The 23,928-nt window shown below is 69.5% G+C and carries 25 protein-coding genes and 1 tRNA gene; 12 read left to right on the top strand and 14 right to left on the bottom strand.

Features of this window, described 5'->3' with window-relative positions; translation table 11 throughout:
• The first annotated feature begins 131 nt into the window (after nt 1–131).
• Entirely contained in the window at nt 132–1,604 is a 1,473-nt protein-coding gene (locus HALDL1_12290; protein AHG04285.1) for an amidophosphoribosyltransferase, read from the top strand.
• Here the strand turns inward: HALDL1_12290 and HALDL1_12295 are convergent.
• Complete coding sequence (locus HALDL1_12295; GenBank protein AHG04286.1) at nt 1,601–2,164, bottom strand: hypothetical protein; 564 nt, start codon at nt 2,162–2,164, stop codon at nt 1,601–1,603. The genes HALDL1_12290 and HALDL1_12295 overlap by 4 nt on opposite strands.
• A 122-nt stretch (nt 2,165–2,286) precedes the next feature.
• Here HALDL1_12295 and HALDL1_12300 point away from each other — a divergent pair.
• Nucleotides 2,287–2,371: transfer RNA gene (locus HALDL1_12300), tRNA-Leu, on the top strand.
• A gap of 222 nt (nt 2,372–2,593) precedes the next feature.
• Here the strand turns inward: HALDL1_12300 and HALDL1_12305 are convergent.
• The 5 genes from HALDL1_12305 to HALDL1_12325 all read right to left on the bottom strand — a co-directional run bounded on the left by HALDL1_12305 (nt 2,594) and on the right by HALDL1_12325 (nt 5,894).
• Entirely contained in the window at nt 2,594–2,995 is a 402-nt protein-coding gene (locus tag HALDL1_12305) for a hypothetical protein (GenBank protein ID AHG04287.1), read from the bottom strand.
• Between the two features lie 97 nt (nt 2,996–3,092).
• Nucleotides 3,093–3,734 (bottom strand): XRE family transcriptional regulator, encoded by a 642-nt coding sequence (locus HALDL1_12310; GenBank protein ID AHG04288.1) that lies wholly within the window; start codon nt 3,732–3,734, stop codon nt 3,093–3,095.
• Nucleotides 3,735–3,821: 87 nt separating this feature from the next.
• Complete coding sequence (locus tag HALDL1_12315; GenBank protein AHG04289.1) at nt 3,822–4,271, bottom strand: pyridoxamine 5-phosphate oxidase; 450 nt, start codon at nt 4,269–4,271, stop codon at nt 3,822–3,824.
• Between the two features lie 107 nt (nt 4,272–4,378).
• Nucleotides 4,379–4,543: a hypothetical protein gene (locus HALDL1_12320; GenBank protein AHG04290.1), complete on the bottom strand. Its 165-nt coding sequence runs from the start codon at nt 4,541–4,543 to the stop codon at nt 4,379–4,381.
• A gap of 100 nt (nt 4,544–4,643) precedes the next feature.
• Nucleotides 4,644–5,894: a hypothetical protein gene (locus HALDL1_12325; protein ID AHG04291.1), complete on the bottom strand. Its 1,251-nt coding sequence runs from the start codon at nt 5,892–5,894 to the stop codon at nt 4,644–4,646.
• Nucleotides 5,895–5,979: 85 nt separating this feature from the next.
• On the opposite strand from HALDL1_12325, the gene HALDL1_12330 reads away from it, so the two are divergent.
• The 3 genes from HALDL1_12330 to HALDL1_12340 all read left to right on the top strand — a co-directional run bounded on the left by HALDL1_12330 (nt 5,980) and on the right by HALDL1_12340 (nt 9,061).
• Nucleotides 5,980–6,480 carry a transcriptional regulator gene (locus HALDL1_12330; protein ID AHG04292.1) on the top strand — a complete coding sequence of 167 codons (501 nt, stop codon included), beginning with the start codon at nt 5,980–5,982 and terminating at the stop codon, nt 6,478–6,480.
• Between the two features lie 40 nt (nt 6,481–6,520).
• Nucleotides 6,521–7,717, top strand: coding sequence for an alanyl-tRNA synthetase (locus tag HALDL1_12335; protein AHG04293.1), 1,197 nt, complete (start codon nt 6,521–6,523; stop codon nt 7,715–7,717).
• Nucleotides 7,718–7,936: 219 nt separating this feature from the next.
• Entirely contained in the window at nt 7,937–9,061 is a 1,125-nt protein-coding gene (locus tag HALDL1_12340; GenBank protein ID AHG04294.1) for an acyl-CoA dehydrogenase, read from the top strand.
• A gap of 1 nt (nt 9,062) precedes the next feature.
• Here HALDL1_12340 and HALDL1_12345 read toward each other — a convergent pair whose 3' ends face one another.
• A complete protein-coding gene (locus tag HALDL1_12345; GenBank protein AHG04295.1) occupies nt 9,063–9,608 on the bottom strand; it encodes a serine O-acetyltransferase in 546 nt (181 codons plus the stop codon).
• A 92-nt stretch (nt 9,609–9,700) separates the two neighbouring features.
• Here HALDL1_12345 and HALDL1_12350 point away from each other — a divergent pair, with 92 nt between their 5' ends.
• Nucleotides 9,701–10,222: a phosphoglycolate phosphatase gene (locus HALDL1_12350; protein ID AHG04296.1), complete on the top strand. Its 522-nt coding sequence runs from the start codon at nt 9,701–9,703 to the stop codon at nt 10,220–10,222.
• Here the strand turns inward: HALDL1_12350 and HALDL1_12355 are convergent.
• Together HALDL1_12355 and HALDL1_12360 are read right to left on the bottom strand one after the other, a co-directional pair.
• On the bottom strand, nt 10,219–10,461 hold the full coding sequence (locus tag HALDL1_12355) for a peptidoglycan-binding protein (GenBank protein AHG04297.1): 243 nt from the start codon (nt 10,459–10,461) through the stop codon (nt 10,219–10,221). The two genes, HALDL1_12350 and HALDL1_12355, sit on opposite strands and share 4 nt — an antisense overlap.
• 150 nt (nt 10,462–10,611) lie before the next feature.
• Nucleotides 10,612–11,400, bottom strand: coding sequence for a carboxylesterase (locus HALDL1_12360; GenBank protein ID AHG04298.1), 789 nt, complete (start codon nt 11,398–11,400; stop codon nt 10,612–10,614).
• Nucleotides 11,401–11,539: 139 nt separating this feature from the next.
• Here HALDL1_12360 and HALDL1_12365 point away from each other — a divergent pair, with 139 nt between their 5' ends.
• The 3 genes from HALDL1_12365 (at nt 11,540) to HALDL1_12375 (ending at nt 15,783) form a co-directional block, all read left to right on the top strand.
• Complete coding sequence (locus HALDL1_12365; protein AHG04299.1) at nt 11,540–11,791, top strand: hypothetical protein; 252 nt, start codon at nt 11,540–11,542, stop codon at nt 11,789–11,791.
• Nucleotides 11,788–14,064, top strand: coding sequence for an ATPase AAA (locus tag HALDL1_12370; GenBank protein AHG04300.1), 2,277 nt, complete (start codon nt 11,788–11,790; stop codon nt 14,062–14,064). Before HALDL1_12365 ends, HALDL1_12370 begins: the two co-directional genes overlap by 4 nt.
• Nucleotides 14,065–14,292: 228 nt before the next feature.
• Nucleotides 14,293–15,783 carry an aldehyde dehydrogenase gene (locus HALDL1_12375; GenBank protein AHG04301.1) on the top strand — a complete coding sequence of 497 codons (1,491 nt, stop codon included), beginning with the start codon at nt 14,293–14,295 and terminating at the stop codon, nt 15,781–15,783.
• Nucleotides 15,784–15,819: 36 nt separating this feature from the next.
• Here HALDL1_12375 and HALDL1_12380 read toward each other — a convergent pair whose 3' ends face one another.
• The 4 genes from HALDL1_12380 to HALDL1_12395 form a co-directional block, all read right to left on the bottom strand.
• A complete protein-coding gene (locus HALDL1_12380) occupies nt 15,820–16,683 on the bottom strand; it encodes an alpha/beta hydrolase (GenBank protein AHG04302.1) in 864 nt (287 codons plus the stop codon).
• Nucleotides 16,684–16,752: 69 nt separating this feature from the next.
• Nucleotides 16,753–17,589 carry a hypothetical protein gene (locus HALDL1_12385; GenBank protein AHG04303.1) on the bottom strand — a complete coding sequence of 279 codons (837 nt, stop codon included), beginning with the start codon at nt 17,587–17,589 and terminating at the stop codon, nt 16,753–16,755.
• The gene (locus HALDL1_12390; protein AHG04304.1) at nt 17,586–18,761 is read right to left on the bottom strand and encodes a DNA primase; all 1,176 of its coding nucleotides are present in this window, start codon (nt 18,759–18,761) and stop codon (nt 17,586–17,588) included. Before HALDL1_12390 ends, HALDL1_12385 begins: the two co-directional genes overlap by 4 nt.
• A gap of 74 nt (nt 18,762–18,835) precedes the next feature.
• The gene (locus HALDL1_12395; GenBank protein ID AHG04305.1) at nt 18,836–19,315 is read right to left on the bottom strand and encodes an acetyltransferase; all 480 of its coding nucleotides are present in this window, start codon (nt 19,313–19,315) and stop codon (nt 18,836–18,838) included.
• A 209-nt stretch (nt 19,316–19,524) separates the two neighbouring features.
• On the opposite strand from HALDL1_12395, the gene HALDL1_12400 reads away from it, so the two are divergent.
• Genes HALDL1_12400 through HALDL1_12410 form a run of 3 tightly spaced genes read left to right on the top strand, consistent with a single transcriptional unit; the run spans nt 19,525 to nt 22,554 of the window.
• The gene (locus HALDL1_12400; protein ID AHG04306.1) at nt 19,525–19,935 is read left to right on the top strand and encodes a hypothetical protein; all 411 of its coding nucleotides are present in this window, start codon (nt 19,525–19,527) and stop codon (nt 19,933–19,935) included.
• Between the two features lie 48 nt (nt 19,936–19,983).
• Complete coding sequence (locus HALDL1_12405) at nt 19,984–21,009, top strand: DoxX family protein (GenBank protein AHG04307.1); 1,026 nt, start codon at nt 19,984–19,986, stop codon at nt 21,007–21,009.
• Nucleotides 21,010–21,054: 45 nt separating this feature from the next.
• On the top strand, nt 21,055–22,554 hold the full coding sequence (locus HALDL1_12410) for a tRNA-splicing ligase RtcB (GenBank protein ID AHG04308.1): 1,500 nt from the start codon (nt 21,055–21,057) through the stop codon (nt 22,552–22,554).
• Here HALDL1_12410 and HALDL1_12415 read toward each other — a convergent pair whose 3' ends face one another.
• The gene (locus HALDL1_12415; protein ID AHG04309.1) at nt 22,555–23,925 is read right to left on the bottom strand and encodes a 2', 3'-cyclic nucleotide 2'-phosphodiesterase; all 1,371 of its coding nucleotides are present in this window, start codon (nt 23,923–23,925) and stop codon (nt 22,555–22,557) included.
• Nucleotides 23,926–23,928 lie beyond the last annotated feature (3 nt).

The raw sequence follows: 23,928 nt of genomic DNA on the forward strand, positions 1-23,928 counted from the left end.
TGGCTCCGGCAGCGGAGCCGCGACCGTCCCTACCGCTCGTTGTGCACGTACGTGGACAGAACGTGTCGCGCTATCGGCGAGGTCGACACGGTTGCGGAAGGTTTACCGGGTGGCGCGCGGTAGGAGGAGCTATGTCACGCGGGCACGAGGACGGCCCCGAGTTCGACCACCCGACCGAGAAGTGCGGCGTCGTCGGGGTGTCGCTGTCGGACCGTGCGGCCGCCCTCCCCACGTACTACGCGCTGTACGCCCTCCAGCACCGCGGCCAGGAGTCCGCGGGGATCGTCACCCACGACGGCTTCCAGCAACACCAGCACGTCGGCATGGGGCTCGTCGGCGACGCCTTCGACGAGGACGACGTCGAATCGCTCCACGGGAGCGCGGGCATCGGCCACGTCCGCTACCCGACCGCCGGGAGCGTCGACAAATCCTGCGCACAGCCGTTCTCCGTCTCGTTCAAGGGCGGTGCGCTCGGCCTCAGCCACAACGGCAACCTCGTCAACGCCGACGAGATCCGCGCGGACCTCGCGGCCAGCGGCCACGCGTTCACGAGCGACGGCGACACAGAAGTCATCGCCCACGACCTGGCGCGCAACCTCCTCGACTCCGACCTTGTGCGCGCGGTCCAGACCACGATGAACCGCATCCATGGGTCGTACTCGCTGACCATCATGCACGACGACACCGTCATGGGCGTTCGCGACCCGCTCGGGAACCGGCCGCTCGTGCTCGGCGAACTCGACGACGGCTACATCCTCGCCAGCGAGTCAGCCGCCATCGACACGGTCGGCGGCGAACTCGTCCGCGACGTGAAACCCGGGGAACTGGTCGTCCTCCACGAGGACGGCACCGGCTTCGACTCCTACCAGCTCGTCGACGAACCGAACACCGCCCACTGCTTCTTCGAGTACGTCTACTTCGCGCGCCCGGACTCCGTCATCGACGAGGAGCTCGTCTACGAGGTGCGCCGCGAACTCGGCCGACAGCTCTGGCGGGAGGGCGGCGTCGAGAGCGACGTCGTGATGCCCGTCCCCGACTCCGGGCGCGCGTTCGCCTCCGGCTACGCCGAGGAGGCCCAGGACGACGGCGAGGACGTGGAGTTCGCGGAGGGCCTGATGAAGAACCGCTACGTCGGCCGGACGTTCATCATGCCCACCCAGGAGGCCCGCGAGCGCGCGGTCCGCCTGAAGCTCAACCCCATCAAGTCGACCGTCGAAGACCGCGCGGTCACCATCATCGACGACTCCATCGTCCGCGGGACGACGAGCGGGCAGCTCGTCGACCTGGTTCGGGAGGCCGGCGCCAGTGAGGTCCACGTCCGCATCGGCGCGCCGCCCATCAACGCGCCCTGCTACATGGGCATCGACATGGCGACCCGCGACGAGCTCATCGCGGCGGACAAGACGACCGAGGAGATCGCCGACGTCATCGGCGCTGACAGCCTCTCGTACCTCTCGCTCGACGCCGTCACCTCGGCCATCGGGAAGTCCGAGGCCGACCTCTGCACCGGCTGCGTCACCGGCGAGTACCCCTACGACGTCGAGGGCGAAGCGTCCGACCGAGACGCCAAGCGCCCCCAGGTCGACGTGCCGGCCGACGACTAGTTGAGGACGTACAGCAGGAGGTAGACGACGATTCCGAGGGCGAAGGAGACGAGCCACAGCGACGCGGCGACGCGGCCCACCTTCGCGTGGTTGGTGTCGTATATTTCCCGAACACGGCGCGTGGTCGCGAGCAACAGCGCGTAGTAGACCAGCGGGATGGCGACCAGCGCCAACCCGATGTGGATGGCGAGAACCGGGAGGTAGACGAACGTGTAGACCGCTCCGTCGCCCGGGAACTCGGTGGTGCCGTGGACGACGATGCGGTAGAGGTAGAGCGCGAGGAACGCGGCGAACAGCGCCGTCGTCGTCACCATCGCCGCGCGGTGTTTCTCGACCTCGCCGCGGCGAATCGCCCGCCACCCCAGCAGGATGGTGCCGATGGCGATGGCGCTGATGGAGGCGTTCAGCGTCGGAATCGCGTCAACGAACCACGACGGAGCGTGCGGGAGCACCGTCGCCGGGACGGCGCCCCTGACGGCGGCGACAACGAGCGCGATGGAGACCAGCGAGAGCACCGCCGTCAGGGAGCGAACGTTCCGCCGGGCGAATCCGTCTGCCATTGGTCTGGCTTGGGAGGCGGCCCCCATATCGGTTTCCGTGTTCCCCACCCACGTGGGGCGCCAGAATCGTAGGGGTTTTAATCGGGCGGTGGGTACCGAGTAGTGCGGAAACGCACCAGCGAGCGTGGGTAGCCGAGCTAGGTCAAAGGCGCAGCGTTGAGGGCGCTGTCCTGTAGAGGTTCACCGGTTCAAATCCGGTCCCACGCATCGCTAGGGTGGGCGAAGCCCACCGAAACCCGAGGCGGCTCCGCCGCCGAGGCCGACACGCGATGCACGGTGATATCCCCCTCAAGGGACATCACCCACGCACAATCCTACCGAAGCTACACCCGACAGCCACGCGGCTGTGGTTCTCCTCGGCGTCGTCAACCGACGAGCCACCGGCTCACCGGTTCGGGAGACACGGGAACCGGAGGCGCCGCAGAACAGTCAGTCGGCGAAGACGGCCGCGAGACCGGCGTCGGCGTCGGGTTCGCAGTGCGAGACGCTGAGGTGGACGCCATCGACGCCGACGGAGACGTTGACATCGTCGACGCCGCAGGCGTACTCGCTGACGTGCTTTCCCGACCGTCGGATGCGCAGTTCTTCCTCGAGCAGACCGGCGTCGGCGAGCACGTCGATTTTCCGGTAGGCGGTCGAGGACGGCAGGTCGCAGGCCTCCCCGATCTCGGCGGCGGTGAGCGACTGCTCGCTGGTCGCCTCGAGGATGGCGCGGCAGTCGGGGTCGTCGAGCGCCGCGAGGATGGCCTGGACGGCACTCTCGGCGGTGAGTTCCGTGGGCTTCTCTGGAGTCGAGCGGTGCGACGGGACGGACGGCGGTGACTGGCTCATACCTCATGAGAGGGATGCCAGGGGGAAGAGTGTAGGCCCACGGTATCGGGGTGGATTTAAGTAGGGCGGAGCAGCGCGTGGTCCGAGGAGTCTGCCGTCAGCACTCGTCCTCCAGAACGTCCGCGAAGAGCTTGCGCTGGGCGGCGAGGAGGTGTTCGGTAATCGTCGAAGGCGAGACATCCAGGGTCTCGGCGACCTCGCTGGCGTTCGCGCCCCGTGGGCGCTCGAAGTAGCCCATCTCGTAAGCGGTCTGGAGGACCTCGAGCTGGCGCTCGGTGAGCGTCGAGCGGTCGACGAAGACGGCGTCGCGGGAGGCGGCCTCCGTCGGTGCGCGCACGAAGCGCTGGATGTCAACCTCGGGGAAGCGCTCCCGGAGTTCGCCCACTATCTCCTGGAGTTCCTCGAACTCCCGGGCGTGGAACACCAGCTGTAGCGCCCCGCTCTGGGCGAAGTACCGGTCGACGGGCGTGTCGAACTCGCCGAGGCACGCACAGGGGCAGTCGGCGTCGTCGTGGCGGACGCGGTAGAGGTTGCGGTCGGCGTACGTGAACACGAGGTCGGCGTCGTAGTCTTCCGGGACCGCGTCGGCGTCCACGAGGAACTCCGTGACGCTGCCGTCGTCGGTGGCGACACTGGTCGAGACATCGCTGACGACGGTGTCGGCGCGCGCCGACAGGTCGGCGATGGGGCAGACCGGCGGCGCGGGGAACTCGACGGTCACGCGGATCCCGGCGGGCATTCCTCAGCCGGTTGACTCGCTCCGCACTTCACTCTGCGGATTGCCGGGAGCGAGGAGAGAGTGCCGACGCGGAAATCGACCGGGGACTCAGTCGTCCTCGAGTTCGATGTGTCGGCCGCTGACGCTGTCGGCGTCGAGCTGGTAGAGCTGGATGCGGAGGTCCTGTTTGGACTCGCCCCACACCTCGAACAGCGGGCGTTTCGCGTCGCCGAACTGCTCGACGTGCTCGACGGTCATCTCGTCGGTCGTGATCTCTTCGAGGCTGCCCTTCGCGACCGCGCTCCGGTAGGTTCGGCCGTCCTCCTCGTGGACGACGACGCGGGCCGCCGGCGACGAGGAGAGGAACGCGCGCTTCTCGCTCTCTGGCGTGGAGACGAGGCGGAGGTAGAACGTCCGGTCGTCGGCGTCGTAGCCGTAGGAGATGGGAATCGAGTACGGGTCGTCGTCCCGGGCGAGCGACAGCACCCCGGTCTCGTGGCGGCCGAGGAGAGCATCCGTCTCCGCCGCGGTCATCTCGGTCTGTTTCTCCAGGGCCATCGTGGTACGCCGGCACCTTCTCGGCGGGAATCTTTATAGTTGCTCATCTGCAGGGGGAGGAGAAATCGGGCCAGTGAGAACTGCCTAGGCGGCCGGCGGCTGGAGCGTCACTCCGGGGCGGCGTCCTCGCCGACCGAGAACGCGTCCTCGGGCACGGGCGACCCGCAGACGACGCAGCCGTTCTCGACGAGCGCGTCCCGCATAGCGGGGTTGACCATCATGGACTCCCCGCAGTCGGGACAGACGAAGACGATGTCCTCACTGGGGCTCATCGCTACGTCAGTTTACGTTCGCTCGGGATAAATCAACCTCCTTCGTTCCAGCCTGCTGGGAAGCAGCGTCGAATCGCCTAACGTGTTCGGGTCGAAGGGGTCACCGGAACCGTCCAGTCAGCGAGGAGAGGCGGCGCCTGAGGGCGTCCAGACGACCCGCGAGGGAGAGTCCGGGGCGCGACCGACCGCCGCCCAGCCCGGGGACATCAGGCAGCAGGCGGCGGGCGTAGCGCCGGACCGCCAGCAGCGCCGTCGCGACGACGAGCAGTGGGAAGCCGGCGAGCGCGACGACCGACAGGGGTTCGACCGCCGGCGACACCTGCGCGCCGAGACCGTACGCGACGTAGACGCAGCCGACGAGGATTGCGACCGTCGCGCCCGCGGCGGCGAAGCCGAGGCGCCGTGTCTGGCGGTGGAGGTGCGCGCAGTACGCCTCGACGGTGTCCGCGACGTGGACGGTGGAGTCGCCACTGGACTCGCGCCGGCCGGCCCGGCGCGTCGCGCCCGCGTGTTCGCGCGTGAACCTCGCGAGGCCGGGCCGAGGACTGAGGGCGCCGTGGACGACGACGCCGGCGGCGAGCGCGGCGCCGACGCAGACGGCCGCGACGCCCGCGGACACCGGTGGCGTCAGGGTGAACGGGTTGCCGTCGGCCGGCCGGTAACGCTGGACGACGGCGAGCGTCGCCGCGAGCATGAACGCGCCGAGGGCGAGGACCCGCCACGCGAGCGTTCGGACGCCGTCGAGGGCGTCCACGTGGGCGTCGAGGGAGAGGTCGTCGAACGCCACCATCCCTCCGCCGTCGTCCGGCGGGTCGGGCCGGCGGTCCGGCGGGGTGCCGCCGGGCGGGACGTCGAAGGCCAGCGGGTTCTCGACCGTCTCCTCGACGAACCGCGCGGGGGTGGTGAAGCGGTCCTGGAGCGACGCGGCGACGGCGTCGTCGAAGCGGTACAGCGAGGACTCGCCGAGCGCGTCGCCGGCGTCCAGCGAGAGCAGCGAGACGTGGTCGAGTGCCGGCTGGACGTTCGTGAGCGTCACGACGCCCCACTCGCCGGCCGGCTCCTCGACGTCGGTCAGGCGCGCGACGTCGTCGCTGTCGGCGGTCGTCGACCAGACCTGACCGACCGAGCGCACGCCCCAGTTGCGGTGGAAGAGGACGTAGTCGCCGCGGTCGAGGTCAGCCAGCACGTCGGTCTCCCGGGTTGCCCAGACGTGGGTGTCGGCGAGCGAGCGGAACAGCTCCGAGACGGCGGGCGGTTCGGTGGCCGTCTCGTAGCCGTCACCGAAGGCGTCCGCCAGGTCCGCGCTTCCGAGCGCGGCGAGGTAGACGCGGCCGGCGATGTCGGCAGGCATACAGGAGCGCTCACACCCCTCCTACTTAGACCCACCCGACCCGCAAGCGGGGTATTGAAATGGTGGCACTCCTATACGGGAGCGTATGCCGAAGTATTCGACGGGCGGCGCTGGCAGCGGCGGTGGCGGCCAGACCTGCGAGCTCTGCGGGTCTACCTCCGACTCGCTGCGAACCGCGAGCGTCGCCGGGGCGGAGCTCACGGTCTGCCCGGACTGCGCGAGCCACGACGAGAGTCCCGACGCCGAGGAGACCACCGACTCCACGGTCGACCGCAAGAAGCGGGCCGCACAGAACACGGCCAAGCAGTTGGACGCCGCGACAGGGGGCGACTCCTCGCACTGGGAGGAGGGCGGCACGAACTACGAGAGCGACCGGCTCCCGTACCTCGTCTCGGACTACGGCGAGCGCGTGGTGCGCGCCCGACAGGACGCCGGCCTCCAGCGGGAGGAACTCGCCGAGGAACTCGAAATCGACACCGCGGACCTGCTGGCGGTCGAGCAAGGTCGCGCGACGCAGGCGAACGTCGGGGGCTCGGTCGTCGCCGCCCTCGAGGAGCACCTCGACGTGGAACTGAGCGACGAGTAACGCCGGTTCGTTTTTCTACCGCGGGCGACTCGCGTCAGTCATGGCGGACTCGCTCGCGCCCGCGGCACCGTACACCACCAGTTTCGCAGCGACAGTGACGGACGTCTCGGGCACCGACGTACGACTCGAGGAGACCTACTTCTACCCGGCGGGCGGCGGTCAGCCGGCCGACCGCGGCACGCTCGGCGGCGTCACCGTCGTCGATGTCCAGTCGACCGGCGAGGGCGTCGTCCACCGACTCGCCGAGGAACCCGGCTTCGAGGCCGGCGACGAAGTCCAGGCCGAGGTCGACCCCGAGTTCCGGCGGTACTGCCGCCGCGCGCACACCGCGAGCCACGTGCTGTACGGCGCGGGGCGTCGACTCCTCGACGACCTCGGCTACGGCGGCTTCGACATCTCCGAGGAGAAGGTCCGCGTGGACTTCGAGACGAGCACCGAGATAGACGACGACGTGCTCGCGGACCTCGAGCGACTGACGAACCGCGCAGTCTGGGACTCCCACGACGTGACCTGGGAGCAGGTCCCGGCCGAGGAGGCGCGCTCCCGCGAGGACGTGGCGTTCAACACGAAGACCGAGGAGGGCGTGATGAGCGACGCCGACACCGTCCGCGTCGTCACCGTCGAGGATTGGGACGTCGCGGCCTGCGGCGGCACCCACGTCGAGAACACCAGCGAGATCGGGCCGGTCTCCGTGCTCTCGCGCTCGAATCCGGGCGAAGGCCTGACCCGCGTGGAGTTCGCCGTCGGCCCGTCCGCAGTCGAGCGCCGGGCAGACGTGCGCCGCGCAACCCTCGACGCGGCGACCACGCTCGGCGTCCCCGAGGACGAACTCGACGACGCCGTCGCCCGCCTCCAGGAGACCAGGGAGTCCCTGGAAGGTGAGCTCGCGGACCTGAAGAACGAGGTGCTTGGCTCTCGCGTCGCCGGCCTCGACGCCGTCGAGCGCGACGGCGAGACGTGGCGCGTCGGCACCCTCGACGGGTTCGACGCGAACGAAGTGGGCGAGGCAGCGAAGGACGCGGCCGGCGACGCCGCCGACGTGGTCGCCGTCGCGGGCGGCGAGGGCAACACGTTCGTGGTCGTCGCTGCCGACGGCGCCGGCACCGACGCCGGCGACGTCGTCGAAGATATCACCGGCGAGTTCGGCGGCGGCGGAGGCGGTGGCCCGACGTTCGCCCAGGGCGGCGGCATCGACGCCGACGCCGAGGCGGTCGCGGACCACATGCGGGACGCGTAGCGACTACCGACCAACCGACAGCGGGCGGACTGAAAGGGGCTGGCGTCTCGGGGAAGACGGACGACGGAAGCACGCGACCGCAGGGAGCGCGCGCACCGAGTCCCTCGACCCGAGTCGCCAGGGGCTTTCTCCACCGTGTCATCTCCACAGTCAGCGACACCCAATCCGAACGAACACAGAACCGGACACCTTTTTTCAACCCCTCCGAATACACCGAGTATGGACCTGACCGCCGAACAGCGACACGTTCGGGACGCCGTCCGGGAGTTCGCGGCCGAGGAGATCCGCCCGACGGCGGCCGAGACCGACCGCGATCAGACGTTCCCGGAGGACGCCTGGGACGGCCTCGCGGAGATGGAGGTGACGGCGATGACCGTCCCCGAGGAGTACGGCGGCCTCGACGTGGATTCGGTGACGTACAGCCTCGTCAACGAGGAGGTGGCGTACGGCGCGCTCTCCGTCGCGACCGCGCTCTCCGTGCACTGCCTGGCGACCTCCTGCATCGCGGAGTTCGGAAGTGACGAGCTGAAGGAGGAGTGGCTGCCGGAGATGGCCGACGGCCGCCCCGTGGGCGCGTTTGCGCTCTCGGAACCCGACGCCGGCTCCAATCCCGCCCAGATGTCGACGACGGCCGTCGAGGAGGACGGCGAGTTCGTCCTGAACGGGAAGAAGCAGTGGATCACGAACGGGCAGCGCTCGGGCGTCGCCATCGTCTTCGCGAAGGTGGACGGCGACGACGACAAGATCACCCAGTTCCTCGTGCCGAAGGACACCGACGGCATCGAGGTAGGGAAGAAGGAGGACAAACTCGGCCTGCGCGCGAGCGACACTACCGCGCTGCTGTTCGACGACTGCCACATTCCCGCCGAGTACCAGCTCACCGAGGAGGGCCGCGGGCTCTCCGCGGCGCTGCACATCCTCACCGGCGGTCGCATCGGCATCGCGTCCCAGGCTGTCGGCCTCGCGCAGGCGGGCCTCGACGCAGCCGTGGAGTACGCCCACGAGCGCGAGCAGTTCGACAAGGCGCTCTCGGAGATCCAGACCATCCGCCACAAACTCGCGGACATGCAGACCCAGACGCGGGCCGCACGCCTGCTCGCCCGCGACGCAGCGCGACTCGCGGACGCCGGCGAGGACCACCGCGGGGCGGCCGCGCAAGCGAAGTACTTCGCCAGCGAGGCGGCCGTCGACGTGACCAACGAGGCGGTCCAGATACACGGCGGCTACGGCTACACCACGGACTTCGACGTCGAGCGGTTCTACCGCGACTCGAAGATCACGACCATCTACGAGGGGACCAGCGAGATACAGAAGGAGGTCATCGCGCGCGACCTGCTGGACTGAGTCAGTCCTCGCGCTCGCCGTCCGGTTCCGCCGCTTCGCTCCCGACGGGTTTCGCAGGGATGCCGGCTACCGTCGCGTCCGCCGGCACGTCCCGGGTGACCACGGAGCCAGCGCCGATGGTGGCGTCCTCGCCGACTGCAAGGTCACCGATGAGCGTCGCGTTCGCGCCGATGGTCGCGCCCGCCCCGACCGTGGGGTGGCGCTTCACCGGTCGCGGGTCGTCGCCGCCCAGCGTGACGCCGTGGTACATGTGCACGTCGTCGCCGACCACCGCGGTCTCACCGACGACGACGCCGTCGCCGTGGTCGATAGTGACGCGGCGGCCGATGTCGGCGCCCGGGTGGATCTCGACGCCCGTGGCGAAGCGCACGAAGTGGGCGACGAGGCGGCCGAGCAGCGGCCAGCGCTCGTACAGCGGTGCGGCGAGGAAGACGTGGAACCAGACCGCGTGGAGGCCGGGGTAGACGAGGAAGACTGTGAGGTCATCGAGCGCGGCGGGGTCCCGGCGCCGCATCGTGCGAACGTCCTCGCGGATCCGCGATAGCATCACGTCCCCACTCCGACGGCACGAACCAAAAGTCCTGCCGGTCGGCGTCGCCGCACCGAACTTTCTAACGCCCCTGGCGAGAAGGACGAGTCGTGACCGACGACTACGACGCGGTGGTCTACGACCTCGACGGGACGCTCGCGCGACTCAACGTCGACTGGGAGCAGGTCGAGCGCGACGTCTCCGCCCGTCTCCGTGCGGCCAACGTGGACCCCGACAACTTCGACACCTGGGGGCTGCTGGAGGCGGCCGAGGACGCCGGCATCGGCGAGGAGGTCGACGAGATTATCGCCGACCACGAGCGCGACGGAGCGACGCGCGCCGAGCGCCTCCCGTGTGCCGACGAACTCGCCGACCACGACGTTCCGCTGGGGGTCTGCTCGCTGAACTGCGAGGACGCTTGCCGGACCGCCCTGGAGCGCCACGACATCCTCGACGCGTTCGGGGTCGTCGCGGGCCGGGACACCGTTCCCGCGCGCAAGCCCGACCCTCGGGCGCTGACCTGGGTCATCGACGAACTCGGCGTCGAACCCGAGAACACGCTGTTCGTCGGCGACTCCCCCTCGGACGAGACGACCGCGAACCGCGCCGGCACCGCGTTCCGCCGGGTCTAGACGTCCTGTCGGGCCGTCTTTCGCGCGTACCAGTACGCCGTGAGCGCGGTCAGAATCCAGACGATGGCGCCGACACGGACGGCGAACGACACCCGCGCCTCCCACGTCGGCAGCGTGTAGAACAACGAGAGTCCGGCCACAGTCGGCGCTCCGAAGACGATAGTGAGGACGAACGTCGTCTGCATCACCCACCCGAAGTCGACGCCATCCGGGTCGGTCTCCTCCTGTAGCTCCGGCACGCGCGAACGCAGACGTGCCGTCGGCTTAACTCCCCCCTTTCGAGGCTGCGGCCGGGGCCGTTCGACGGACAGTCGACCGGCCACGACGTCTAAATCGTCCAGGGCGCCACCAGTGGGGCGACGAACCGATCACTGCGATTGGTCGAACTGCTACAGTCTGCGCGCTTCGAGGAACGCGGAGACGGCGTCGTTGAACGCGTCCGGCGCCTCCAGCATCGAGAGGTGGGCGGCGTCCGGGAGCGTCGTCCAACTTCCATCCTGGACGTTCTCTGCGAGGTACTCGTGGAACGCGGGCGGCGTGAGGCCGTCGTGTTCGCCCGTGAGCGCGAGCAGCGGGACGTCGAGCTCTCCGAGGCGGTCCCGGACGTCGAACGCGTGGGACGTCAGGAAGTCCCGTTCGACCACCTCGCGGCCCGCCTCGCGCATCGCTCGCTGCGAGAACGCGAGTTCGGCGTCGGTCGGGTCGTGGAACAGTCGTCCGTCGCCGTGGAGGAACTCGATGGCGCGGTCGAAGCCGCCGTCCTCGCCCGCGAGCCAGCGCCGGAGGTCCTCGTGAACAGAGAGCTTCGCGCCCGAGCCGGCGAGAACGACGGCCTCGACGTCGGCGTCGTGGTCCAGCAGCGCGCTGAGGACGACGCCCCCGCCGAGGCTGTTCCCGAGGACCGCGCGAGCACCGACCTCGGTGGCGACGGCGAGGACGTCCCGCGCGTAGGCGTCGAGCACGTCCGGCCCGGCGTCGAGCGCCAGGTCGTCGCTGTCTCCGTGGCCGCTCAGGTCGAGAGCAGCGACCGGCCGCTTGCGGGAGAGGCGGCCGAGCTGTGACTTCCAGACGGCGTGCGTGCCGCCGCTCCCGTGGACGCAGAGCAGCGGGGCGCCGTCGCCACCGCGGTCGACGAGGCGGTAGGCGGTCCGGCGGCCGCCGTGGGTGACGGTCTCCATGCTCCCGGCGAGGGCGACCAGTGCCAAAACACCTACGAAGGTGTGAACCGCAATTCCACCTGTCGAGCGAAACGACGCACCGTACCCCCGAATCCACCGGAAGCTTTATAAGTGTGGAAGGATTACCATAGGTTAGTTAATGAACTTCGATACACTCACTGAACAGAGCGATACGGTGGCCCGCCGCTACGACTACGGCGACGAGCAGGTGCTCGTGGCCGACCTGGGCGTCGCCGCCGACGAGGCGACCATCGACGTCGTCGACGACACCGTCATCCTCGTCCTGGAGGCCGAGGACGAACCCGTCCAGCACGAGTTCGAAACGCCCGAGGGAAGCGTCGAGAAAGCGTATATCAACAATGGCGTCGTCACTGTCGAGGTGGAACAATGAAACTCACGGTCAAGCCCCTCAAGCAGAAGGACGCCGGCCGCGGGTTGGCCGCCGTCGACCGCCAGTCGATGGAGGAACTCGGCCTCGAGAACGGCGACTACGTCCTCATCGAGGGGAAGGGCGACCAGGGGCGCGCCGTCGCGCGCGTCTGGCCCGGCTACCCCGAGGACGAGGGCGAGGGCATCGTCCGCATCGACGGCCGTCTCCGCCAGGAGGCCGACGTCGGCATCGACGACCGCGTCACCGTCGAACCCGCGGACATCAAGCCTGCGACCGCAGTCACCGTCGCGCTCCCGCAAAACCTGCGCGTGCGTGGTGACATCACCCCGATGGTACGGGACCGCCTGAGCGGCCGCCCCGTCACCACCGGCCAGACCATCCCCATCTCGTTCGGCTTCGGCGGCATGAGCACGGTCTCCGGCCAGCAGATTCCCGTCAAAATCGCCGAGACGGACCCCGACGGCACGGTCGTCGTCAGCAACGACACGGAGATCCAGGTGTCCGAGCGCCCCGCCGAGGAGATAGCACCGGGCGCCGCTGGCAGCGATGGCGGCGACGGCACGCCGAACGTCGCCTACGAGGACATCGGTGGCCTCGACCGCGAACTCGAGCAGGTCCGCGAGATGATCGAACTGCCGATGCGCCACCCGGAGCTGTTCCAGCAGCTCGGCATCGAGCCGCCGAAGGGCGTGCTCCTGCACGGGCCGCCGGGCACCGGGAAGACGCTCATCGCGAAGGCCGTCGCCAACGAGATCGACGCCAACTTCCAGACCATCTCCGGCCCCGAGATCATGTCGAAGTACTACGGGGAGTCCGAGGAGAAGCTCCGCGAGGTCTTCGACGAGGCCGAGGAGAACGCGCCCGCCATCGTCTTCATCGACGAACTCGACTCCATCGCGCCCAAGCGCGGAGAGACGCAGGGTGACGTCGAGCGGCGTGTCGTCGCACAGCTCCTGAGCCTGATGGACGGCCTCGAGGAGCGCGGCGACGTGACCGTCATCGCGGCGACGAACCGCGTCGACGCTATCGACCCCGCGCTGCGCCGCGGTGGCCGCTTCGACCGCGAGATCGAGATCGGCGTCCCGGACCAGGACGGCCGCAAGGAGATTCTTCAGGTCCACACGCGGGGCATGCCGCTCGCGGACGGCGTCGACCTCGACTCGTTCTCGGAGAGCACCCACGGCTTCGTGGGCGCCGACCTCGAGAGCCTGGCGAAGGAGGCCGCGATGAACGCGCTCCGGCGCATCCGCCCGGACATCGACCTCGAAGCCAACGAGATCGACGCCGAACTCCTCGAGTCCATCCGCGTCACCGAGCGCGACTTCAAGGACGCGCTGAAAGGCATCGAGCCCTCGGCGCTCCGCGAGGTGTTCGTGGAAGTGCCGGACGTCACCTGGGACCAGGTCGGCGGCCTCGGCGAGACCAAGGAGCGCCTCCGTGAGACCATCCAGTGGCCGCTGGACTACCCCGAGGTGTTCGCCTCGATGGACCTCGACTCCGCGAAGGGCGTGTTGCTGTACGGCCCGCCGGGCACGGGGAAGACCCTGCTCGCGAAGGCCGTCGCCAACGAGGCCAACTCGAACTTCATCTCCGTGAAGGGCCCCGAGCTCCTCAACAAGTACGTCGGGGAGTCCGAGAAGGGCGTCCGCGAGGTGTTCGAGAAGGCACGGTCGAACGCACCCACCGTGGTGTTCTTCGACGAGATCGACTCCATCGCCGGGGAACGCGGCCGCGGCATGAGCGACTCCGGCGTCGGCGAACGCGTCGTCAGCCAGCTGCTGACGGAGCTCGACGGCATCGAGGAACTGGAGGACGTCGTGGTCGTCGCGACGACGAACCGCCCCGACCTCATCGACAACGCGCTGCTGCGCCCGGGCCGCCTGGACCGCCACGTCCACGTGCCGGTGCCTGACGAGGAGGCGCGCCGCGCCATCCTCAAGGTCCACACGCGCAACAAGCCGCTCGCCGACGACGTCGACCTCGACGACCTGGCCACCCGCACGGACGGCTACGTCGGCGCCGACATCGAGGCGCTCGCCCGCGAGGCCACGATGAACGCCACCCGGGAGTTCATCAACTCCGTCGACCCCGAGGAGGCCATCGAGTCCGTCGACAACGTCCGCGTCACGATGGAACACTTCGAGAACGCGCTCGGCGAGGTGAAGCCGAGCGTGGACGAGGAGGTCCGCGAGGAGTACCAGGAGATCGAGAGCCGCTTCGAGAAGGCCGAGGCGCCCGACTCCGAGGAGCCCGCCCCCGGAGCGTTCCAGTAGGACCTTTTTGCTGCGCGGGGTGCGCGCGGAGCGCGCACCACTCGTCGCGAAACGCTACGCTAGAAACTCCCCCGTGCTCCCTTCGTTCGCACGGGTGAAACTCGCCCTTCGGGCGAGTATACTTACGCTTTCTTCGACGCCACCGCGACCGCCTCGTCTGACGGTCTCCGTCGGTTCTCACGCTGTTTCGCCCGACGACTTTTCCGCGTCAATCACGTACTTTGTCCAATGGTACCAGACCTCTCGATAGACGCCGACTGGAACCGACTGTACATCGACGGCGAGTGGGTCGACTCGTCGGGCGACGAGACGCTCTCAGTCGAGGACCCCTCGACACGGGAGGAAGTAACGCAGGTGCCGGCGGCGACCGAGGACGACGTCGACCGCGCGTTCGAGGCGGCCGCGGCGGCGCAGTCCGAGTGGGCCGACGCGCCGCCGGTCGAACGCGAGCAGGTCGCCCAGGGGTTGGTGCAGGCGCTCCAGGAGCACAGCGACGAGATTGTCGAACTGCTGGCGGCCGAGGCCGGCGGGTCACACTTGATGGGCGAGACGTCGGTCCACATCGTGACCGACCAGGCCGGCGAGGCCGCCACGTTCCCCCGGCGGATGACGGGCCAGCAGGCCGACTCCAACATCCCCGGGAAGGAGAACTTCGTCCGGCGGGAACCCCAGGGCGTCGTCACGGTCATCTCCCCGTGGAACTTCCCGCTGAACCTCTCGGGGCGGGCGGTCGCGCCCGCCATCGCCGCGGGCAACAGCGTCGTGCTCAAGCCCGCCTCGAACACGCCCATCACGGGCGGCCTGCTGTTCGCGAAACTGTACGAGGAGGCGGGGCTCCCCGACGGCGTGCTCAACGTCGTCACCGGCAGCGGCTCGGACATCGGGGACGCCGTCGTGGGCCACCCCGAGAGCGACGTCGTCTCGTTCACGGGGTCGACGCCGGTCGGGCGGGGCGTCGCCGAGACGGCTGGCGAGAACCTCTCGCGGGCCGCGCTGGAACTCGGCGGCAACAACGGCCACATCGTCACCGCGGACGCCGACGTCGAGGAGGCGGTCGACGCGGCCGTCTTCGGGTCGTTCGTCCACCAGGGCCAGGTCTGCATCTCCATCAACCGCCACATCGTCCACGAGGACGTCTACGACGACTACGTAGACCGACTCACCGAGCGAGCCGAGTCCCTGCCAGTGGGCAGCGCCCATGACGACGAGACGGTCGTCGCGCCAATCATAGACGAGTCCCAGCGTGACCAGATGCTCGACTACGTCGAGGAGACGGTGGACGCCGGTGCCACCCTCGAAACCGGCGGCGAGACCGTCGAGATGGACGGCGTCGAGGACTCCCTGCTCGTGGCGCCGACGGTGCTCTCGGACGTCACCAACGAGATGTCCGCGGCGTGCTTCGAGCACTTCGGCCCCATCGCTCCCGTCATCCCGTTCTCGGACGTCGACGAGGCCGTCGAGATACACAACGACACGGAGTACGGGCTCTCCGGCAGCGTCCACGCCGGCGACATCGGCGAGGGCATGGAGATAGCGGGGCGTATGGACACCGGGATGGTCCACGTCAACGACCAGCCCATCAACGACGAGGCGCACGTCCCGTTCAGCGGCACGAAGGCCTCCGGCGTCGGCGGCTACAACGCCACCGACATCCTCGACGAGGTCACGGAGAAGAAGTGGATCTCCGTCCAGCACGAGTCCCGGAACTACCCCATCTGAGCGCCCGACTGCGCCGACGCCCTCGGGGAGGACTTGCTACCGCGGACTCTCCCTCTCGCCGATTGTGGTCTCCGTGGCGTCCGGGTAGACGTCCGCGAGGAACTCCCGGAGCGCCGCCGTGAAGAACTCGGGGTTGTCGAGGTTCGAAGCGTGGCCCGCCCCGGGCACCTGCAGCATCGACGCGTCTGGAATCTCGGACTCGAATATCGGCGCGTGCCGCTTGATGAACGGCGGTTCGTGTTCCCCGTACAGCACCAGCGTCGGCACCGAGATGGCGGCGAGGTCGACCGACGTCCGGTGGAACGCGGCGACGGCGCGCACCACCTTCGCGAACTCCGCGGTCGTCATCTTCGGTCCCGCGGCCCGCAACTGCTCAATTTTGTCGTAGTCACCGCTGACGCTCTCGCCGTGGAGACGCTGCTGGAGCCACACCATCGCCCGCTCGACGCGCTCGTAGCCGAGGAGACGGACCGGCGGAACGGTCGCCCGGAGCACGGCGGAGCGCTGGAGCCACTCGCTCCACCCGGCGAGGTCTGGGGAGAACGTGTCGGCGAGCACCAGTCCGCGCAGCCGGTCCGGGTAGGTCGCCGCGTACACCTGGGCGATGCAGCCCCCCGTCGAGAGGCCACAGACGACGGGCCGGTCGAGGTCCAGGCCGTCGACGAGCGCGTGGAGGTCGTCCGCGAACTGGTCGATGGAGTACGCTGACCGGTGGGATCCACCAGTGCGTCCGTGCCCCCGGACGTCGTACGCGATGGTGGTGTAGTCGTCGGCGAGGGCGTCGACCTGCGGCGCCCACTGGGAGTGGTCGAGGATGGCGCCGTGGACGAGCACGAGCGGCGGCCCGTCGCCACGGCGCTCGTAGTACGTCTCGACGCCGTTCGTGTACACCGTCGGCATACCAGAGGTACGCCGTCGCTACCGATGAACCTTCTCACGGCCAGAATCGGGTCGGTGCTGTGGACCGGGCTACTCCAGTTCCTCGGCCGCGCCCTTCTCGACGAGCGGCGCGGCGTTCTCCTCGGGGAGCGTCACGACGTCCTCCGCCTCCAGGGAGTACGGTCGTTCGTCCACACCGAGGATTTCGCCCACGTCGTGGGTCACGCGCACCGTCGTGCGGTCGATGTCCGCGCCACCGTCCTCCGGGTCCGCCACGTCCTCGGCAGCGTCGTCCCCGGTCACTCGCTCGAGGTCCTCGGCGACTGCCTCCGGAGGTTCTGCGTCCGCCGACCGGTCCGGTTCCGCGTCCGTCGACTCGTCGTCCATGCCGCCGCCCATCGCTGCGGCCGCCGAGGAGTCCGACGGCTCTGCGTCCGTGTCCGGTGATTTCGCTGGGGACTCCCCGGGCGGCGTCGTGTCCGCCGACCGGGTCTCGGCGTGGGCCTCTCCCGCCGCCTCGGCGTCGTGGCTGCTCTCTGCCTTCCCGGCGATGACGTCCAACACGTGGGTCTTGTTCGTCTCGATGCGGTCGACGATGTCCCCGTAGAGGTCGCGCTCCTCGGCGGTCAGCCCGTTCTCGTCGTCGGGCATTCCCGCCGCCGCGAGGCTCGCCTGCTTGACGAGTTTCCCCATCCGGCGCTCGTAGATTGCCTCGGTGACCTGCTCGGCGGTCTCGATCTTGTCCGTCAGTTCCTGGACTTCGGGGTCGCCGAACGGGTCGTCGGCGGCCGCCGCGGCGGCGTCGCGTCGCTCCTTCAGGTCCGCGAGATACTCCGCCACGTCGCCGTAGAACGAGTCCCGGAGCTCCTGGAGGCCGTCGGTCGCTCGCTCGCGGGTCTGGGCCGCGCGTAGGTCTTCGAGTTTCATTCTTTGGCCTTCTCGGCTGCGCCGCGGGCCATCAGGAAGATGCCCGCGTACTCTGGTACTGACACGACTCCCGGTTCCACTGTAAGCGTTTCCCCGAGCAGTTCGAGCGTGCGCTCGGCCGTCACCTCGACGCTGATGTCGTGGCCGACGAACGTCTCGGGGACGGCGTCGACCAGCGGGTCGAAGTCGTTGAGTTGCTCGCGGGTGAGCCGCTGGACGTGCAGGCCGCTGCCGCCGTGGAGCGTCCCCGGCAGTCGGATGAGCCGGTTCGTGTCCGTCGTCACCGGTTCGTCGATGGGCGCGTTCTCCGCCTCGACGGTCTCGGCGACGTACTTCCGGGCGACTTTGAGGAACGCGGGGTGGACGTCGACGTTGCCCGCCTTCACCGCCTCGGTGTTGTTCTCGACGACGTTGTAGATGGCGCGCGCGGACTTCTCGCCGACGCCCTCGAAGCCCGAGAGGTACTCCACGGCGTCGTCCTCGCCGCGCGCGAGCAGGTCGTCCGCGAACGCCCCGAGTCGGTCGGTGACCCGCCTGCCCCAGCCGCCGTCCGCGGGGAGCGTCCGCTTCGAAGTCGGATTCTTCAGGCCGATTCCTTCGACGGTCTCCTCACTGACGAGGGTCTCCAGGTCGAGTTCGTTCCCCCGGACGTAGTCCACAATCTCGCGGCGCTGCTCGCGTTCGAGTTCGTAGACGCCCGGGTCGCGGACGTGGACGTGGTAGCCCCGGCCGCCCGAGAACGTCACCGTGAGGTCCTCGAAACCGAAGTCCCGTTCGAGGAAGTCGAGCAGGCGGTAGAGGGCGTCCTTGCACTTCGCGAGCATCTCGGCGTACGTGTCCTCGCCGAGGGTGACGTTCGGCAGGTGGTCGGCGTCCAGGTCGAAGACGAGGTCGGAGCCTAGCCACTGCTTCTCTTCCATCGTGCTCGCGCCGGGGTGCTCGTAATATCCCGCGGAGAAGTAGACGTGGCGGGGGCGTTCGCGTTCGAGGAACGCCGAGGTGTCCCCGAGGTCGAGCGTGGACTGGTGGCGGACCATCGTCGTGTCCGGCCCCGACGTCCACGGGATGTGGCCCCACTCGCGGTCGTCTGCCCGCGGCGGGAGCGTGACGTCCGCTCGGCGGTAGAAGTCGCCGAACCGACCCCGAAGATACGCTCGCGTCCGTTCCTCCATATCGACAGTCGGGTACGACGACCTGTGGTAAATGCGTGTCGTTCGTCTGCCGACTGGGTACAGGGTGGGGCCGACTAGTTGCCGCGGAGAATCTCGGAGATGCGGTCGCGGATGCGGTCGCGGTCGCCGAGTCGGAGGTAGTAGGCGCCGACGCCGTCCTCGTAGTAGTCCTCGATCTCGCGCTCGACGGTGAACCCGAGGTGGCGGTAGAACTCGATGGCGTTATCGTTGCTCACGCGGGCGTGACAAGACGCCTCCCCGGCCTCTCCAGCGACCGACGCGACGAGTCGCTCGCCGTAGCCGTGGCCGCGGTACTCAGGTGCGACCGCGAGGAAGAGGATGTAGCCGTCCGAGCGCGCGGCGGCGAAGCCGACGAGCGTGTCGCCGTCGAGGAAGCAGTGGACCGACGAGCGCCGGTAGGCGTTGGCGAAGAAGCCCCGGCGCTGCTTCAGGAGGCCTTCCTCGCCCCGGATGCGTTCTTTCAGTTCCCAGGCGCTCTCGAGGTGCTCTGAACTGCCCGGGGGCACCACGCGCTTGTCGACCGTTACGCTCACTGGGAGTGGGTAGCAGGCCCGAGACTATAATTCCACCGTCGCACGGCGCCAAAATGCTTTCACGTCGCGTCGCCCTCTGGTGGGACGATGCCAGGTGACGACGGAGTCGGCGCCGAACAGGTCCACCGGACGCACCGGAGCGACGCGGGGCACGGAGGGGGCGCAGCGCCCCCGGGTCCCGAGCCAGCGGCGACCCCGGGTGGGGCGTCGTGAGCTACACCCTCCGGGAGCACACCGCGGACGTCGCCGTGGAGGCCGAGGCGAACAGTCTGGGGAGCGTCTTCGCAGCCCTCGCAGAGGGGATGGCGGCCGCGATGGTCGAGGACGTCCCGGACGCCGGCGACCGCTTCGACGTCGAGGAGCGCGCGGGGAGCCGCGAGCGCGCGCTCTACGACTACCTCGACCGACTCATCTACGAACGGGACGTTCGCGGCGTTCTGCCCGTCGACAACGAGGCCGTGGTGCGCGAGGTCGACGACGAGTGGGTGGTCGAGGCGAGCGCGCGCGGCGTCCCCCTCTCGGCGGTCCACGGCCGCGACCTGAAGGCCGTGACGTACTCCGAGATGGTCCTCGAAGAGCGGGCGGACGGCTGGCACGCCTACGTCGTCTTCGACGTGTAGAGACCTCGAACGGGCACGCTTTTCGGTCGCGGGAGCGTAGCGCCGCGCATGTCCGCAGCCGTCGCCGACGCAGTCGCCCACGTCAGGTACGTGGTGGACGGCGCACCGACCGTCAGGGCCGTGCAGTTCCTCGCGGCGGTGCTGAGCGAGCCACTGAACGCCGCGCTCGTCGGCGGCGGTCTGCTCTCCGTCGTGTTCGCGATGGTCGCCTTCCTCCGCTACCGGCCCGCCAGCACCGACGTGCGGGCGCTCCGGGCGACGCTCTCTGGCTACCGCGAGTTCGTCCCGTGGATGCTCCGACTCGCGCTCGGCTTGCCGCTGATCGGCGCGGGGTTCGCCGGCTACTTCTTCTCGCCGGCGGTCCAGGCACCGACCCGCGTCTTCCAGGTGACCCTGGGCTTCTTCCTGCTGTTCGGGCTGGCCACCCGGGCGGTGGCGCTCGTCGGTCTGGCCGCCTACCTGGTCGGCCTCGTGGTGCGCCCCGAACTCGTGCTCGCCAGCGAGTACGTCGGCGGCTTCCTCGGCGTGTTGCTACTCGGGAGCGGGCGCCCGAGCGCCGACCACCTGCTCAAGGAGGTGGCAGCCGCCGAAGGAACCGTCTACGGCCGCTTCGAACCACTCCACCCGCTCGTCGAGCGGTTCCACGGCCTCGTCAGACCGTACGAGCAGTACGCGCCCACCGTCATCCGCGCCGGCCTGGGGTTCAACTTCGCGCTGCTCGGCTTCTGGGAGAAGCTCGCGAACCCCGGCCTCGCGCTCGAAGTGGTCGAGAAGTACGACCTCACGGCGGTCGTCCCCGTCGACCCCGGACTCTGGGTCGTCGGCGCCGGCCTCACCGAACTCGCGGTCGGCGTCTTCCTCTTCGTGGGCCTGTTCACGCGGGCGACCGCTGCGACAGCGTTCATCGTGTTGACGACGACGCTGTTCGGCCTGCCCGACGACCCGGTGCTCGCCCACGTCACGCTGTTCGGGCTCACGTCCGCGCTGTTCGTCACGGGCGCCGGCCCGCTGTCCATCGACGAGCGACTCGGCGCCGTCGCCGACTACTCGCCGCTGCGGCCGGCAACCGAGTAGCCGGTAGACGAAACGCCTACCAGCGAGAGGCGCGCACTCTCGACCATGAACACGTTCGACGCCGGCGACCGGACGCTCTACGAGGTCGAGGAGAACGTCTGGGAGCTGGAGGCCGACGAGGAGATGCGCGTTCCGGCGCGCGTACTCGCTAACGAGGCGCTACTCGAGCACATCGGCGACGACCGCACGCTCGACCAGCTGCGGAACGTCTCCTGCATGCCGGGGGTCGTGGCGCCCGCGCTCTGCATGCCCGACGGCCACCAGGGCTACGGCTTCCCCGTCGGCGGCGTCGCCGCCTTCGACGCCGAGGAAGGTTGCATCTCGCCCGGCGGCGTCGGCTTCGACATCAACTGCGGCGTCCGCATGGTGAAGACGAACCTCACCTACGAGGACGTGCAGGGTCGCGAGGAGGAACTCGTCGACGCGCTGTTCGACGCGGTGCCCTGCGGCCTCGGCGGGGGCGGCGTCCACGACGGCACCCACGGCGACCTCGAAGCGGCACTGGAACGCGGCGTCGACTGGTGCGTCGAGGAGGGGTACGCCACTCGCGAGGACCGCCTGCACTGCGAGGACGAGGGGATGCGGCCGGACGCCGACCTCTCGGCGGTGTCGAAGAAGGCCAAGGACCGCGGCGCGAGCCAGATGGGGTCGCTCGGTTCTGGTAACCACTTCCTCGAGGTCCAGCGCGTCACGGACGTGTACGACAACGACACCGCCGACGCGTTCGGCCTCGAAGCGGACCAGGTCGTCGTGCTCATCCACTGCGGCTCCCGGGGCCTCGGCCACCAGATCTGCTCGGACTACCTCCGGCGCATCGAGGACGAGCACCCCGAGTTCCTCGCGTCGCTGCCGGAGAAGGACCTCGCCGCCGCGCCCGCCGGCTCCGAACTCGCCGACGACTACTACGGCGCGATGTGCGCCGCCATCAACTTCGCGTGGGTGAACCGACAGCTCATCACGCACGCCGTCCGCGAGACGTTCGCCGACGTCTTCGACCAGTCCTGGGAGGCCCTGGAGATGGACCTCCTCTACGACGTCGCGCACAACATCGCGAAGCGCGAGACGCACGACGTGTACGAGGTCGAGGACGGCTACAGCCTCGAGGGCGACGGGGAGCGGGTCGAGCGCGACCTCTACGTCCACCGGAAGGGCGCGACGCGCGCGTTCCCCGCCGGCCACCCCGACGTGCCGACGGCGTACCGGGAGGTCGGTCAGCCGGTCATCATCCCCGGAAGCATGGGTGCCGGGAGCTACGTGCTCAAGGGCGGCGCGGAGTCCCTCCGCCGGTCGTTCGGCTCCACCGCACACGGTGCTGGCCGCCTGATGAGTCGCACGCAGGCCAAGCGGGAGTACGGCGGCGGCGCGGTCCAGACGAGCCTCCGCGAGCAGAACCAGATATACGTGAAGGCCGCCTCCGGCGAGACCATCGCTGAGGAGGCCCCCGGCGTCTACAAAGACGTCGACGAAGTGGTCGGCGTCTCCGACGCGCTCGGCATCGGCGACCTCGTGGTCCGGACGTTCCCGGTCTGCAACGTCAAGGGATAGCTACTGGACCGCCGGCTCCTCGAGGTAGGGGCGACGAATGCGTCCCTCCGTCTCCGTATTCACGCCGTGTTCTCGCGCCCGCTCGACGAGCGCGTCGCTGAGGCTGCTGGCGGCCCGCACCACGTCGTCCTCGTCGATTGCCCGGACGATGTGGTCCGTCACGACGTGGTAGTCCGAGAGCGCGACCTCGTAGGTCTCCTCGGGGTGGACCGGTTCGCCGCCGACGCGCGCCCCAACCACCGAGTAGTCCCGGTCGTCGTACACCAGGCTGGCGCCGGAGACGTGGCCGAACCACCAGTCGGGAACGTCGTCGCCCGGGTGGACGGCGGCCAACTGGAGGTCGGCGAACGCGTCGAGCAGCGTGGCCCCGTCCACCTCGGTGACCAGCACCTCGTTGTCGAACGGGCAGAGACCGTGGAGGTCGGCGACGGTTACGTCGCCGTCCAGCGGGTCGTCCTGTCTGATGCCGCCGACCAGCAGAGCGACGTCGGCGCCGCCGGCGGACCGGAGCGCGTCCGCGACGAAGTTCCCGACCGGGCTCTCGCCCGCCTTCAGGTGGCGCTCCGTCCGGCGTACCGGCCCGTCGACGCGGGTGACCGTCTCCGCCATACGTTCGCGGAGTGCCGCTGCCACCGCCTCGTCGACGGGGTAGTCGGCCGTCTCGCGGTGGGTTGCTGTCGGGTCGCCGTCGCTGAGCGTGACCTCGAGGAGCGTGTGACCGCCGGACCCTGGTCGGGCGACGAGCGTACCCTCGACGCTGTCGGCCATCCGGTCGTGCTCGTGGCCGCCGAGGACGGCGTCGACGGTCGTTTCGCGGGCGATGTCCTCGTCCTCGCCTCGGTGGGAGACGACGACCACGTGGTCCGCGCCGGCATCCCGGAGGTCGTGCTCGGCGTCGCGGACCGCGTCGACCGCGTCGCCGACCGCCAGGTCGGCCGCGACCGGGTTGATGTCGGGCGTCGACTCGGCGGTGACGCCGACGAACCCGACGGTCGCGTCCCCCACGTCGAGGAGCGCCGTCGGCGTCGTGTGGTCGGCGGCGAAGCGCTCGCCGTCGTGGTGGGCGTTCGCGTTCAGCCACGCGCCCGGGAACTCGCGAGCGGCACGGCGCGCGGCGTCGTAGCCGTGGTCGAAGTCGTGGTTCCCGAACACCTCGACGTCGGGCTCTACCGCGTCGAAGAACTCCTGGGCTTGCGCGCCCTCGCAGGCTAGCGAGAGGACGCCCGGAGCGGTGTCGTCGCCGCCGCCGGTGACGAGCGTCGCCGCGGGGTCGTCGCGGAGGGCGTCGATGGCGCCGGCGAGACGGCCGACGCGCTCGGGCGTGTCGTAGGCGTTCTCCACGTCGGCGTAGTGGAGAATACGGACGGTCATGGA

The sequence above is a fragment of the Halobacterium sp. DL1 genome, from assembly GCA_000230955.3.
GTDB lineage: Archaea > Halobacteriota > Halobacteria > Halobacteriales > Halobacteriaceae > Halobacterium.